At 32.7% G+C, this 14561-nt stretch carries 17 protein-coding genes, 1 pseudogene and 1 other annotated feature; of the genes and pseudogenes, 1 reads left to right on the top strand and 17 read right to left on the bottom strand.

What is annotated here, in order from left to right:
• The 4 genes from B5D15_RS14530 to B5D15_RS14515 form a co-directional block, all read right to left on the bottom strand.
• Positions 1-264: transposase (locus B5D15_RS14530; RefSeq protein ID WP_179122332.1), on the bottom strand; the 264-nt coding region annotated here is incomplete at its 3' end.
• A 201-nt stretch (positions 265-465) separates the two neighbouring features.
• Positions 466-1290: an energy-coupling factor transporter transmembrane component T family protein gene (locus B5D15_RS14525; RefSeq protein ID WP_078697826.1), complete on the bottom strand. Its 825-nt coding sequence runs from the start codon at positions 1288-1290 to the stop codon at positions 466-468.
• Positions 1287-2984 carry an ABC transporter ATP-binding protein gene (locus B5D15_RS14520; protein ID WP_078697825.1) on the bottom strand — a complete coding sequence of 566 codons (1698 nt, stop codon included), beginning with the start codon at positions 2982-2984 and terminating at the stop codon, positions 1287-1289. Before B5D15_RS14520 ends, B5D15_RS14525 begins: the two co-directional genes overlap by 4 nt.
• Positions 2985-2998: 14 nt before the next feature.
• The gene (locus B5D15_RS14515; protein ID WP_207651476.1) at positions 2999-3640 is read right to left on the bottom strand and encodes an ECF-type riboflavin transporter substrate-binding protein; all 642 of its coding nucleotides are present in this window, start codon (positions 3638-3640) and stop codon (positions 2999-3001) included.
• 504 nt (positions 3641-4144) lie between these two features.
• Here B5D15_RS14515 and B5D15_RS14510 point away from each other — a divergent pair.
• Entirely contained in the window at positions 4145-4714 is a 570-nt protein-coding gene (locus B5D15_RS14510) for a CD3073 family putative ECF transporter S component (RefSeq protein ID WP_179122331.1), read from the top strand.
• 386 nt (positions 4715-5100) lie between these two features.
• Here B5D15_RS14510 and trpB read toward each other — a convergent pair whose 3' ends face one another.
• From trpB to B5D15_RS14450, 13 genes and pseudogenes are all read right to left on the bottom strand, one after another.
• On the bottom strand, positions 5101-6288 hold the full coding sequence (gene trpB / locus B5D15_RS14505) for a tryptophan synthase subunit beta (RefSeq protein WP_078697823.1): 1188 nt from the start codon (positions 6286-6288) through the stop codon (positions 5101-5103).
• Between the two features lie 138 nt (positions 6289-6426).
• Positions 6427-6662: a binding site (T-box leader), on the bottom strand.
• A gap of 417 nt (positions 6663-7079) precedes the next feature.
• Complete coding sequence (locus B5D15_RS14500) at positions 7080-7661, bottom strand: 7-carboxy-7-deazaguanine synthase QueE (RefSeq protein ID WP_078697822.1); 582 nt, start codon at positions 7659-7661, stop codon at positions 7080-7082.
• Entirely contained in the window at positions 7654-8103 is a 450-nt protein-coding gene (locus tag B5D15_RS14495) for a 6-pyruvoyl trahydropterin synthase family protein (RefSeq protein WP_143287333.1), read from the bottom strand. The genes B5D15_RS14500 and B5D15_RS14495 overlap by 8 nt, the downstream gene beginning before the upstream one ends.
• 5 nt (positions 8104-8108) lie before the next feature.
• Complete coding sequence (gene queC, locus B5D15_RS14490) at positions 8109-8801, bottom strand: 7-cyano-7-deazaguanine synthase QueC (RefSeq protein WP_078697821.1); 693 nt, start codon at positions 8799-8801, stop codon at positions 8109-8111.
• Between the two features lie 10 nt (positions 8802-8811).
• Positions 8812-9576: an acyl-CoA dehydratase activase gene (locus tag B5D15_RS14485; protein ID WP_078697820.1), complete on the bottom strand. Its 765-nt coding sequence runs from the start codon at positions 9574-9576 to the stop codon at positions 8812-8814.
• Between the two features lies 1 nt (position 9577).
• Positions 9578-10591, bottom strand: coding sequence for a 2-hydroxyacyl-CoA dehydratase family protein (locus B5D15_RS14480; protein WP_078697819.1), 1014 nt, complete (start codon positions 10589-10591; stop codon positions 9578-9580).
• Positions 10592-11273: 682 nt separating this feature from the next.
• Positions 11274-11690 (bottom strand): secondary thiamine-phosphate synthase enzyme YjbQ, encoded by a 417-nt coding sequence (locus tag B5D15_RS14475; RefSeq protein ID WP_078697818.1) that lies wholly within the window; start codon positions 11688-11690, stop codon positions 11274-11276.
• A 2-nt stretch (positions 11691-11692) separates the two neighbouring features.
• The gene (gene folK / locus B5D15_RS14470; protein WP_078697817.1) at positions 11693-12169 is read right to left on the bottom strand and encodes a 2-amino-4-hydroxy-6-hydroxymethyldihydropteridine diphosphokinase; all 477 of its coding nucleotides are present in this window, start codon (positions 12167-12169) and stop codon (positions 11693-11695) included.
• The gene (gene folP / locus B5D15_RS14465) at positions 12166-13002 is read right to left on the bottom strand and encodes a dihydropteroate synthase (protein WP_078697816.1); all 837 of its coding nucleotides are present in this window, start codon (positions 13000-13002) and stop codon (positions 12166-12168) included. Before folP ends, folK begins: the two co-directional genes overlap by 4 nt.
• Positions 12999-13769: a GTP cyclohydrolase FolE2 gene (gene folE2, locus B5D15_RS14460; protein ID WP_078697815.1), complete on the bottom strand. Its 771-nt coding sequence runs from the start codon at positions 13767-13769 to the stop codon at positions 12999-13001. The genes folP and folE2 overlap by 4 nt, the downstream gene beginning before the upstream one ends.
• Positions 13770-13772: 3 nt before the next feature.
• Complete coding sequence (gene queD / locus B5D15_RS14455) at positions 13773-14126, bottom strand: 6-carboxytetrahydropterin synthase QueD (protein ID WP_078697814.1); 354 nt, start codon at positions 14124-14126, stop codon at positions 13773-13775.
• 81 nt (positions 14127-14207) lie between these two features.
• Entirely contained in the window at positions 14208-14342 is a 135-nt protein-coding gene (locus B5D15_RS15810; protein WP_278305576.1) for a hypothetical protein, read from the bottom strand.
• A 36-nt stretch (positions 14343-14378) separates the two neighbouring features.
• A pseudogene (locus B5D15_RS14450) lies at positions 14379-14561 on the bottom strand (transposase); the annotation flags it as partial.

Raw genomic sequence — 14561 nt, 5'->3', positions numbered from 1 at the left:
ATTAAAATATTGCGCATAAGAAAAATTTATACTATGCATAATCCTCGATATATCAGAGCCATTTGCATCTATAATAAAATGGGCATGATTATCCATTAAGCAGTATGCATAAACCCTGAATTCGTAAAGTTTTTGATACTTTCTAATAAAATAAAGATATTTAAGCTTATCTTTATCATCTTCAAAAAGATTTACCTCTTTTATACTTTTACACATAACATGGTATACTGCATCAAAGGATTTAACCCTTGCCATTCGTGGCATAAAAATCACCCCTGTTTTAGTATTTTTTATTATTATTACCAAAATTAAGGGGTGATATTCATGGGACAGTTAACAAGAATTACTTACTTTTTATTAAAGTTGCTCATTGACTGGGCACTAAAATTTTAAAACCTTAAAAAATAAAAATTGTTAATAGTTCATTAATAACAAATAATCAAATTTGTTAACTGTCCCTTACTTTTAAATGCAATAAAACTTATTTAGAAAATTATTCTTTACAAATACGCCAAGTATTACTAAAGCTATTGAAATTACTATAAAAATATAATCATTCAATTCTAACGGCCTTCTGTTATACCATGTTCTTGTCTTATACTTTCCAAATCCTCTCAAATCCATAGCATTAGATACAACATCAACTCTTTGAAGAGACGATATCAAAAGTGGGAAAAGTATAGTCAAATAGTTCTTTAATAATTTAATAGTATTAGCGTCTCCTTTTTTAAAAGGGACCCCCCTCGCCTCTTGTGCATTAATTATGTTTATCATTTCATCTCTTACATCTGGAATATATCTTAATGCTATACTTATAGAATATGCAACTTTGTATGAAACCCCAAGCCTATTGAGACTGCATGCAAACTCGCTTGGATTAGTTGTAAAAAGAAATAGCAAAGTTATAGGCAAAAGCGATATATATTTCAAAGAAAGAGTAAGCGCATAAAAAAGAGTCTGCATTGTTAGCTTAACTCCAAACAAATTTAAAAGCACTGTATATTTTCCCGTAAGCTGTGAACCATATTCCGGCGTTACAATTATAAGTAAAATCGAATTAAATATTGTAAAAATTATTATAAAAATCAAAAGCGGCTTTATAGATTTAAAAGGAATCTGAGCAATTCTTAATAAAACAAAACCAACAATTGTCATAATGGCAAAAACTCTTATATCCATAAACATAAATATAAAAATTGTCCAACATATCCACAGCATAAGCTTAATGCTTCCATCAAGTCTATGAAAAATCGTATTTCTGTCTATATAAAGCGACCCTGTTCTACTCAACAGTTAGCACCATCCTTTATCTTATTCGTAAAATATTCTAAAAAGCTGCTTTTATCTTCAACATCATATATCTTGGCAAGTTTTGATATCGATGTTTCTTTAAGGTTCGCCCTTTCAATTATCTCTTTGTTTGATAAAACATTATAAACAGTATCATTAATAATTAACCGTCCCTCAGACATAACAACAGCTCTTTGGGCATATTCAAGAGCAAGATGCATATCATGGGTTATCATAACAATTGATATCCCAGTTTTTTTAATATCATCTAAAAATGACATAAATTCTCTATAATTTCTATAATCTTGTCCAGCTGTTGGCTCATCAAGAATAATAATTTTAGGCTGCATAGCAAGAATAGATGCTATTGTTACCCTTTTTCTTTGACCATAGGATAAAGACATAATAGGCCAGTTTCTGTATTGATAAAGACTGCACACCTTTAATGTATCCTCAACTCTCTTTTTTACAAAATCCTCATCATATCCATTGTTTCTTAGTCCAAAGGCAACCTCATCAAAAACTATATTTTTTGTAATCATATGATTAGGATTCTGCATAACATAGCCTATAACCTGGCCTCTTTTTTTAACAGACCACCTATCTATTGGTTCTCCCATATACTTAATGGTGCCTTCCTGCTGCCTTGCAATACCTGATATTACCTTCAAAAGAGTAGATTTACCCGCTCCGTTATTTCCAAGTATCGCCATTACCTCACCGCTATTAATATTAAAGGATATATCCTTAATAACATATTCAGAATCCTTATAATATTTATAGCTTATATTTTCAACAGAAAGAACTACCTTCTTATCACTCTCATCTTTCACTTTTGAATTCAAATTATAATCTTTAACAATAGAATCTTTAAATTTCTTTACATTTTCTATTTTTGATATTTTATCCTCTTTAGACAGCCTTATATTACAGCTCTTTAAAACTTCTATATATAAAGGCTCTCTTAATCCATAATAAGATAATATATTATCAGGTAGAAGCTCATCCGGAGTGCCATCTGCTACAATCTCTCCATTATCAATTACAATAATTCTATCAAAATCATGCTCTAATACATCCTCTATCCTGTGTTCAACTACTATAACAGTCTTATTTTGGTTTTTGTGAATGCTGTCAATTGTGTCCATAGCTTTTTTGCTGCTATAAGGGTCAAGATTTGCAAGAGGCTCATCAAATAAAAGTATATTTGCACTCGTTGCAAGTATCCCTGCTATTGAAACCTTCTGCTTTTGTCCTCCGCTTAAATTATGAGGAACTTCCTTAATAAAATTTATCATTTCTACTTCTTTTAAAGCCTTATTTACTCCCTTATGCATTATATCAACAGGAACATTATCGTTTTCATATGAAAATGCAACATCTTCACCTACACTAAGTCCTACGAATTGCCCATCCTGATCCTGAAGTATTGTTCCAACATATTTGCTTATTTCATAAATACTTTTTTCATAGGGCCTTATTCCGTTAATTTCAAGACTTCCAGTTATTTCACCTTTATATGTAAATGGAATTAGCCCATTTATACAATGGGCTAATGTCGACTTGCCACTTCCACTAGGGCCAGCTATTAAAACCTTCTGTCCAGCTTCAATATCAAGGTTTATATTCTTTAGTGTAGGTGCCTTTAGGTTCTTATATCTGAAACTAAAATTTTTAAAAGAAATTAAAGACACCTTTCTACCCCTTCCTACGCATCAACGTCAAGATTATTATTTTTACTTTTTGTTTTAGCAAGAAGAATAATTACAGGAATACCAACGATAGCAATAACAACAAGATTTGCTGCATTTGCAAGTATTATTTGAAGCCAAACCTTTGCAGCAGGTTCACCATATAAAAATACATCTCCTGCATAAGCAACTACACTTCCTACAAGCATTCCAATTATAGCATACATATACATTTTGAAATAATGCTTCTTTTGTATCATTCCTGACAATACATCGAAATCTTTATCAAATGTAATTATTCCTCCAAACATACCCATAAAAGCAGACAAAAACACCCAGCTCCACCATACAGAGCCATTCATCAACGCATCATTTAATGCATGCCCAATGAATCCAACTAAAAAACCTACAATAGGGCCAAATATTGCACCAAAAATAGGCAAAAGGGCAACAGCAATCCTAAAAGATGTATTAGGACCAATTGGAATAGAAATATAGGAAAGCGCTCCATATAAGGCAGCTCCTATACCAATAGCAACTACATCCCTTGTTGAAAGTCCCTTTTTCCCTTTTCTAAATAAAAACAAAGAAGCCAAAACAACGATAACAATTGAAAGAATGCCCTGCCAAGTAGCTATAGACGTAAAAAATCCCTTCACAAAATCACCCCCACACATATCACATTACTATACTTATATATTATAATCAAATTTACCATATTATTCAATAATTTGAGGTAATTTGAGGGACAGTTAACAATTTAATGTATTTAATAATTATTTTTACGATTTTACAATTTTGTTTAATTTTCTATCCACATATAAATGATTAATGTTTTTTGTATTTATAACAATTATTGTTAACAGTGCATGACTAAAAAATAGCCACAACGACGGAATGAAAAAGTTTGTCATTTGTCAACTGGGTGGCACTTTTTTTGCGGTATACCTCCTTTATCCGGTATCTAACACTGCGTATTGTCATATATATCCAAATATGGGAATGCAACATTTTCACACTAACCGTCCCTGTATTATACTAAACTTCTACAATATAGATAAAGTCTATACACATTTGTTAAATTATTGTTAATTTATATTTAACTATTACAAATACTTTGAATATAATTTTATTGTTACTAAATAAAATTTGGGGGGATTTGATTGAAAAACAAAAAAACATTCTATCTTACGATGTGTGCAATGGCTGTTGCAATTAACATCGTTTTAGGCTCACTTGTTTCATTAACAAAAATTCCTTTACTATTTCTCGATACAGTTGGAACGATATTTATAGCAGTTTTAATTGGTCCATGGCAAGCTGCTGCTGTAGGAACAGCAACAAACATATTAACGCCTTTGCTTTCTGGTAATGTAAAGGATATACCTTTCTTTTTAGTTAATGCAGTTGTCGGAATTGTAGTTGGTTATATCGCTAAAAAATATGAATTTAATATAAAAACTGCAATAATAACAGGTTTAATATTATCAATCGTTTGCCCACTTATTGGTACTCCTATAGCTGTTTGGATTTATGGAGGCATTACCGGTGGAGGAACAGATTTCTTCTTTGTTTGGCTAAAGAACAGCGGAATGAGCATATTTAATGCAGCATTCTTCCCAAGAATAGCTGAAAATCTAATCGATAAAATTCTTTCATGTATTTTCGTTCTTTGGTCTATGAAATATATACCTAAAGAATACAGAGGCATCGGAAAAGAAGAAAGTATGTAGACAAGCAAAAAATCAATCGTCAATACCAAATTTTGAAGATTAAAATATATTATTTATATAATAAAGCCTTTATAACAGATATTTACTATTACAGATTTTATTAGAATATCTCCATGAATAATTCACTTGATTATTGACAAGGCGCTCTTACATTTATCTATAATTGCAGTAGTTTACTAAATTTATTTTGAATTAAAAAAGAAAGCGTTTCTAAAAATTAGGCGCTTTCTTTTTTAATTTTAATATTCCTATTCTTGTTTTAATATTTTAGAATATAAAATAATTTTACCCCAAAATTTGAATGTAATTAATATTATTAAAACTTACATCAACAAAACATATTACAATTAATGATTTTGACAGAGCATAAACTATATTTTTACTGTTCATAAAATATTATATTTAAAATTATTTATATACTCTTGAATTTGAGGTGCATCCTTGTCCCCGCGTCCTGAGATATTTATAACTATTATTTTATCCTTTGAAAGAGTAGCTGCTAATTTCAAGGCGTAAGCAACTGCATGAGCGCTCTCTATTGCAGGGATTATTCCCTCAACTTTGCTTAAATATAAAAATGCTTCTATAGCCTCCTTATCAGTAATAAAAACATATTGTGCCCGTTTTGTGTCTTTAAGGTATGCGTGCTCCGGTCCCACGCCAGGATAATCAAGGCCTGCTGAAATAGAGTAGGCTGGTTTTATACTTCCATCTTCATTTGAAAGATAATAGGTGTTCATTCCATGAATGATTCCCACTCTTCCAAGTGTAAGAGTTGCTGCATTATATTCAGTATCAACACCTTTTCCTGCTGCTTCCACACCAATAAGTTTAACTTCTTCATTGGGTATAAAATCTGCAAAAGCTCCAATTGCATTGCTTCCCCCTCCGCAGCATGCTATAACATAATCTGGAAGATGACCTTCTTTTTCTAAAATCTGACTTTTAATTTCTTCGCTTATTATCTTTTGAAATTCCTTTACCATAGTAGGATAAGGATGGGGACCTACTGCAGAACCCAAAAGATAGAATGTATCATCAATTCTTTCAATCCACTTATCGATTGCCTCATCAACAGCGTCACTCAATGTATTTGTTCCTCTAATTACCTCAGTAACCTTTGCGCCTAAAAGCTCCATTTTAAAAACATTAAGACTTTGTCTTTTCATATCCTCGCTGCCCATAAAAATTTCACATTCCATACCAAACATCGCAGCTCCTGTAGCAGTTGCAACTCCATGCTGCCCTGCTCCGGTTTCAGCTATAATCTTTTTCTTGCCCATTCTTTTAGCAAGAAGAACCTGACCAATAACATTATTAATTTTATGAGCCCCAGTATGATTTAAATCCTCACGTTTTAAATATATTTTAGCTCCACCTAATTTCTTAGTCATATTCTCCGCATAATATAATGGCGTTGGCCTTCCACAATATTCCTTCAAATAATATAAATATTCTTCTTTAAATTTTTCATCCTTTATTGCTTCATTAAAAGCTTTTTCAAGCTCATTTAGTGCATCTAAAACCTTCTCAGGTACAAACTGTCCACCATATGGTCCAAATTGTAAATTCATATATAATCTCTCCTATCTTATTTATTTTAAAATTAACAGAACAAGATATTGATCCTCGCCACCTATATAATCCATAAATCGAAAAATAATTTTTCATAAATATCCTCCTAAATAAAAAATAAAGCACTTCAATCCCTATAAAGGGACGAAGTGCTGCTTCGCGGTGCCACCCTGATTACAGCGCAATTAACGCTGTCTCTTTTTCGGATACTATCATATCCTATCCCTATAACGTGGGAATTACGGCTCAGACTACTTTTATTCGCCCTGCTTCTCATGAACCCATTCAGAATGCAGAATCTATCAGGCTCCCACCATTCCTGAATCGCTTTGAAATTCCTCACATTCCTACTCTTTTCAATCATAGAATTTCATTTTTTTTAATAATAATATTTTAATTTTTAATATATGTCAAGGGGGTTTTCAAAATTCATAAAATTTATAGGAATGGATAGTGTGAAAAAGTCACTTTACAAAAAAGCAAAAAAGTACAAGCCGAGGGACGGTTACTTATTTTATACACAATATCTGCAAAATCAGAGGGGACATGCATAAAATATTATGTCTATTTAATATAATAAGTAACCGTCCCTCCTGTCACCTTTGACAAACCACAAACTTTTTCATGCCGTCGTTGTGGCTATTGCTTAGTTATGGGCTGTTAATGACAATTAACAATATAATATTTAGAGTCATTAACCGTCCCTGCGGCCTTGACTTGTGTTAGCTTTTCTATGGCTCTCAATCTTAGAATAATAAAAAATCATTAACCGTCCCTAAAAGTATTTAAATTATTTTACATCTATTATCTTATGAAGCTGAAGCCCTACTCTTAAAGCGCTGTCATTCATAACAAAGGTAAAGGCTTCCTTTGCTAAAACAGCAAAATTGCTGCTCTCTATTTGAAGCCATATCCTGTCTTTGTACTTTTCTTTGATTTCCTTTGGAATATGTTTATCAGGATTAAACTGTCCATCCACCACATATTTTAATTCGTCAAAAATGCATCTTTCATTTATTGTCCAGTTTTTTTCTGGTTTTGGAGAACATACAATCCAATCTATTAGATGCCTTATATCATCTGTGGGGTTTGTCCCATTAGTCTCAAGCATTGTAACTTTACCTCTTTTTTTAAGCTCTAAAAGAAGAGGCTTTAAATCATAAATAGTAGGCTCTCCTCCTGTTATTATAACTTTTTCATATTTTATCTTATCTATAATTTCCTGAGTTGTCATAACATATTTCAGTGAAAAATCTGTATCGCACCAGCTGCAGCGCAGATTGCATCCTGCAAGCCTTATAAAGGATGCAGGGCATCCTAAATAGGAACCTTCTCCTTGAACTGAACTAAATATCTCTGAAATCTTATACATAATTTTTCACCTCAGCATAGGAGGTTGGAGTCTCATAAAGCCTTACCTTTACTATATTAATAGGGCTGTCCTTTAAATGCTCATTTAATGTATTAATAATAAAAACTGCAATATTCTCCGCTGTCGGTCTATCCTTTAACCTTACAATCCTCATTCCATGCTTTTCTATAGTAGCAGCGATTTCCCTTTCGGCATCGCAGCCCCTTTCCCAAAACAGGAATGAATGGTCAAATTTATCTAAAACAGATTCCTTTACAATTCTTTTTAAATCACCAAAATCTAAAATCATTCCTTCAGAGCTTCCTTCATTTATAAGCTCATATTTTAATGCCGTAACCTCTAATCTGTAAGTATGTCCATGTAGATTAGAGCATAGCCCCTCATGGTATGAAAGCATGTGGGCGCAGTCAAAGGTAAATTCCTTTGTAACAGTTAACTTCAAATCTATTACCTCCTTAGAAGCGGATCTATTGCATCGTTTAATTCAAAGGCCTTTTCCCTGTCAATACAGGTTGCACAGCTTCTGCAGGGCTCATCTTCCCCTTTATAACAGCTCCATGTATGTGAAAAATCAACACCCAAGTCTAATCCAACCCTTACAATATCCTTCTTTGTAAAATTCCAAAAGGGAGCTTCTAATTTTATTTTCCCACCAGTTCCCTCATATATAGCAGCTGCCATGCTCTGTATAAAATTATAGGAACAATCAGGATAAGCATTCCCTGCCGCATCATCTGAATGCGCCCCATAATATATTTTAAATGCCCCGACTTGAATACCAACAGCTGCTGCATAGGATAAAAAGAGTCCGTTTCTAAAGGGAACATAGGTTGATACAGTGCCGCATCCTCCCATATCCTTTAGCTGTTCAGCGTAAGATTTTTCTGGTATTTCATTTCTGCTTCCTTCTAAAAGAGGGCAGTCCTTTGAAAACTTAAAAACCTCTGAAAGATCAGCAGTAATATATTTAACATTATATTTTTCAGCTTGAAACTTAGCAAATTCAGCTTCCTTTGCATGTTTTTGACCGTAGAAAATATTAAGTGCAGTTACGTTTTCTTCTTTTAACTCCTTAACAATTTTTGCAAGAAGTACTGTACTGTCAAGTCCTCCGCTTACTAAAACCAATGCTTTTTCCATGTTATTCCTCCTATTTTTTATTCTTTAAAATTCCAAAGCAGCAGCACCCAATTGCGCCATTAAACTTTGATTCATTAAGAACATTTATCTCATCATAATCGCTTTTAAGATATTCCAAAAGAGCCTTATTTTCAGCAACTCCTCCAGAAAGCAAAATACTTTTTCCTTTAAACCTTGTTAAAAGAGGCTTTAACCTTTTATAAAGGGAATAGTTAACTCCTGCACAAAGCCTTTCAAAGGCAACCCCCTCTGCAATTTTACCTATAAGTTCAGATTCAGAAAAAACTGCACAGGTCGAATTAAGCTCTACTGGATTTTTATAATAAGAAAATAATTCATCTATTGAAGTTTCAAGTATCTTAGCCATATTTTCAATATACCTGCCGCAGGAAGCTGCACATTTATCATTAAGCTCAAGGTCAGTTAAAACCCCTTTTTCAACCTTTATAACTTTAACATCCTGTCCCCCGACATCTAAAAGAATAAAATCCTTTAAACCCGTCTGATACATAGCTCCATAGGCATGGGCCTTAAGCTCGTTTATTATTCTAAAGCTTTCTATATCGACGTTGTTCCTTCCATAACCTGTTGAAACCCCGAAATCAAAACTATCAATACCAAGCTTTTTAAAATCTACCTTAAGCCTTCCATTAAAACTGCAGTATTCCTTATAAAAGCTGACTGTGCTTATACAAATCCTTTCAACTATTTTATAATTCTCCATTAGTACAGTCTTTACAAATCTTGAGCCTAAATCAATACCAACAATCCTCAAATTAATCCCCCTTTAAATCCAAAAGCATATCCAAAAATGCTTCTATTCTTATTTTTGTCCTCCCATCGAGGCAGTTTAGTTTATCTCCCTCAATATTAAGCACAGGTATATTCAGTCTGCTTTTGATAACAATATCATCTATTGCCCTGTAGCAAAAGGCCTGAGTATAATGTATTACTCCATCGATATTCCTTTCATTAATATTTTTTTCAATTTCCTTAAGCCTGAATTCAAGGCTGTATGGATAGGTATAATCATAATACTGCTCATATACATCCTTTGCCCTGTCAAACCTTGGAAAAGCAAATTCCCTTTGCACTTCGTTGTAAACTATCTGTGCATCGTATTTTTCAACAAAGTCATATATATCAGGAGTCATTGGCGGAACTCCTATATAGGCAAGTTTTATTTTTTTTGCTTTAGGTTCTCTTGATTCTATTTCTTTAACCTTTTCCTTCAATATCTCTGTATAGCCTTCAATGTCTCCATTAAAATCACTAAGGGATATCTGATAAATATGGTTTTCCAATCCCGTTGCCTTAAAATCACAAGTTAATTCATCTATTCTCCTTGCAAGAATTCTTCCTTTGCTTAGAGTCTTCCTTGTATCTTCAATTTTTTCTCTTATATTAGAATCTATCGGCTCACCTTTAAAAAACAATTTTATAAAATCATCTATTGATTTTTTAACTTCTTCTAATGTATGCTTTGCAGGATAAGAAAATGGATATATTTTAACCCCCTTTGATTTTAAAACCTCAATAAGAGCTTTTGTATTAGAGCAGTCACCTTCTATCACTCCCACAACTTCATCTATTCCATTTTCAATACATACACCATATATACCCTTTATCCATGCACAAAGGCTCTTTGGAAATCCATCCCTTTCTGCAATTTCAATATATCTTAAATAGTCCTTTGATGTTATAAAAATATTGTTTAAATCTACAACGCTGTATCCTGCTGCATATAAGACCTCAACTGGAACAGTTGTTGTTATCCCTATTTTTTTCATTTTAACCTCCAAAAAATAAAAAAGGGCATACCTGCCCCATAAATAAAAAAAGGGCATAATACGCCCTGTGCTGAAATGCCCAGCACTGGCCCATAGTTTTATTTAAAGACAGGATGGTTTCGAACTGTCTTATTAAGTTTTTTAGTAAACTGCTCTTACCTTACGAAGCGCTATCTTCGTAGTCAAAGAACTCTTGTTATCAGATTATCTACGCTCAAAAAGCTTACCAATCCCTGTAAATCACATACATAGCTAATATTAGCTTGGTTTCCCCTATATAGCTATTTTATATTTTATGTTTTTATCAGTCAAGCAGCATTCATACCAACTTCTGTAAATGAATGATAATTGCCGCTTATTAGGTTAGTGTGAAAAAGTTTTCTCCATCTCTAGTGTCTGGAAGGCCTCCGAAAAATTATATTGTTCACAAAAAAATACTATTTATTGTGTAGACACTAAGCCCATATATACTATATGTTGTAGCAAAAATTCATGGGGCATTTTTTCGGAACTTTCCCTGGCACCGGAGAAAGGAGTAAAAAATACCAACAAATTAACAAGAGACAAACTTTTTCATGCCGTCATTGTGGCTATTGATTAGTCATGACCTGTTAGGCATAATTTATTATATATTATTTTTATATTAAAAAATCAACAGGTATATTTTTCTTTAAATTATAATCTATTCACCTATAATCTTTAAAAGCACCCTTTTATTTCTCATACCATCGAATTCTCCGTAAAAAATCTGCTCCCAGGGACCAAGGTCGAGTTTTCCATCGGTAACAGCAACGACAACTTCTCTTCCCATAATAGTTCTTTTAAGATGTGCATCTGCATTATCCTCAAACCCGTTGTGCATATATTGGCTGTAGGGCTTTTCCGGAGCAAGCTTTTCAAGCCATTTCTCAAAATCCTTATGAAGTCCTGCCTCATCGTCGTTGATAAATACGCTTGCTGTTATATGCATAGCGTTGCAAAGAAGCAATCCTTCTTTTATACCGCTTTCTTTTAAACATTTTTCTATATCGCTTGTTATATTCACAAATCCTCTTCTTGATGGAATATTAAACCAAAGTTCTTTTCTGTAGCTCTTCAATTTTACCCCTCCTTATTTGTTTTTAATTCAAGCTCTAAAAGCATATCCCTAACACTCTTTTTTAAAACAGGATGCATAAAATCTGGAGCGATTTCACATAAAGGCTTTAAAACAAACTCCCTGTTTTGCATATCTGGATGGGGAACCTTTAAATCTTTTTCATCAATAACATCATCATTGAAAAATAAAATATCTAAATCTATAATCCTTGGTCCCCACTTAAATTTCCTAACTCTTCCCATATCCTTTTCTATATTTAAAAGTGTATTTAAAACATCCACAGCTTCTAAATCAGTTAAAGCTTCTAAAACCCCGTTTAAAAATTCAGGCTGATTTGTATATCCATAGGGCTCAGTTTTATAAATTTCAGATATTTTTATTACGTTAAGCCCTCTATCTTTCATCGTTTCAATAGCTTTTTTGATATTTTCATTTTTATCCCCCATATTAGTTCCAAAGGCAACATAAACTTTATTCATCTTAACACCTCAATCATCTTTAAAGCCCTTTTATTTTCTTTAACATCATGAACCCTTATCATATCTACCCCTTTTAAAGCTGCAAAACAGGAAACAGCAATAGTCCCTTCAAGTCTATCCTTTGGGGGAAGATTTCCAAGTACAGCACCTATACTCGATTTTCTTGAGTGTGCAAGAAGAATTGGACAGCTTAATTTATTAAAATAATCTATATTTTTAATAAGCTCAATATTGTGCTCTAAAAGTTTCCCAAATCCAATTCCAGGATCAATTATTATTTTTTCTTTTTCAATTCCAAAGCTTTTAGCATATTCTATTCTTTCTTTTAAAAATTCATAAACTTCTTTTAATACATCATCATAGTATGGATTGCTCTGCATATTTTTAGGAGTTCCTTTAATATGCATCAAAATAACAGGAACATCATATTCTTTAACAACCTTAGCCATATCTTTATCAAATGTCATAGCGCTTATATCGTTTATTATATCTGCTCCTGCCTTTATTGAATATTCAGCAGTTTTAGCTCTGTATGTATCAACTGATATTAAAATTTCTTTATTAAACTTTCTTATTGCCTCGATAATTGGAATAACCCTTTCTATCTCTTCATCTTCACTGATAGGCTCAGATCCTGGTCTTGTTGACTCCCCTCCTATATCGAGTATATCAGCTCCCTCTTCAATCATCTCAAGGGCTCGATGTAATGCCAAATCAACCGTAGCTACCCTTGAACCTTCATAAAATGAATCAGGAGTAATATTTAATATTCCCATAATCTTCGTGCTGTCAAATACAAACTTTTTCCCATCCCTTAAAATTATATGATTCATACTATCTCTCCTTTTTCTGTACATGCAAAGGCGTTGTGGTTGTGTATGCTCTCCATGCTTTCAACATGAACCCTGTACCATAAAATTTCTTTCATATCATCAAGCCTTATTGCAGTCTCTCTAACTACATCCTCAACAAACCTCGGGTTTAAATATGCTCTTTCAGTTACAAATTTTTCATCCTTTCTCTTTAATAAAGAAAAGACTGGAGAGCTTGCACTTTCCTCAGCAACTTTAACTAAATCTTCTATCCATATCAGCTTTTTTGAATATATACTGATATTAACAACAGCCCTCTGATTGTGTGCCCCAAACTCGCTTATCTCCTTTGAGCAGGGGCAAAGAGTAGAAACAGGAACGAAAACCTCCATTATAAATATAAAATCTTCACCTTTTTCTGCATCAAAGGAACATTTAACATCATAGGGAGATACAATTCCCGTAACAGGAGATGGCTTTTTTATAAAATAATCAAAATCGATTTTAAGGTGGGCTGTCTTTGCCCCAAGTTTTTCCTTTAAATTATCTAAAGCCTTTTCTATCTCCTTTGGTGTGATTTCCTTCAAATCATTTACAAGTTCAACGAACCTGCTCATGTGGGTTCCCCTTATATCAGCAGGCAAATCAACTGATAGCGCCATCTGTGATATAGTATTTTGAACTCCTCCGCTCTTTTCCTTAACAACGATGGGCCATTTCAAACCGTTTATTCCTACTTTTTTTAACGAAACATTTCTAAAATCCTTTTCGCTTTGTACGTCCTTCATAGTCTACCCCCTATAAACTATACCGCTGTTTTTTGTTTCCCATACTTCAACTTCAAACAATCTGCAATTATCCCTTTTTAAAACATCTTTCAGCTCATTAAAAACATATACAGCTATATTTTCTGCTGTTGGCTGTTTTATTATTTCATTTATATAGGAATGGTCAAATTTATCTATGACTTTTTCCTTTACTATTTTTTTCAGTTCAACAAAATCAAAAATCATGCCTTCGTTATCCGGGTTTCCTTCAAGTTTCACTACAAGTTTATATGTATGCCCATGAAGTTTTTCACATTTTCCATGATAATTAATTAGATTATGAGCAGCATCGAATTCAAACTCCTTAATTAAAATCATAACATCACTCCATCCGATAATACGTTCTATTCTTACTATTTTATCAAAAACAAACAATCTTTCAATTTTTATTATATAATCTCAGAGATTTCGCAGCAAAATTCCAGTAGAATTTTTATTTTTACTGAAATTGCATTTTATTGTATCATATTGAAGAAATGGTATTCCACCAGCTCTATAGGTTGCAAAAATAGTTATAACTCCCCCTACCCCCAAAAATTTAAATAATTAATTTCCAATTTTATTGTTTCATTAAGTTTTTTCAAATACTGGATTATTCCAGGTATCTTCTATTGTAAATCTCTCATCTCTTATATCCTCAATAATATTTATTTGAAGCATTCTTTTCTTCCTAAAACCTCTAATACATCTAAAAAAATATAACTGCATAAGATTAAATGCTATAATTATAAACATTAGCACTGTTTCTACGCC

It is taken from the genome of Caloramator quimbayensis, from assembly GCF_900167605.1.
GTDB classification, from domain to species: domain Bacteria; phylum Bacillota; class Clostridia; order Clostridiales; family Caloramatoraceae; genus Caloramator_B; species Caloramator_B quimbayensis.
Note: the sequence above shows the minus strand (reverse complement) of the source record. Positions and strands in the feature narration are given on the sequence as shown.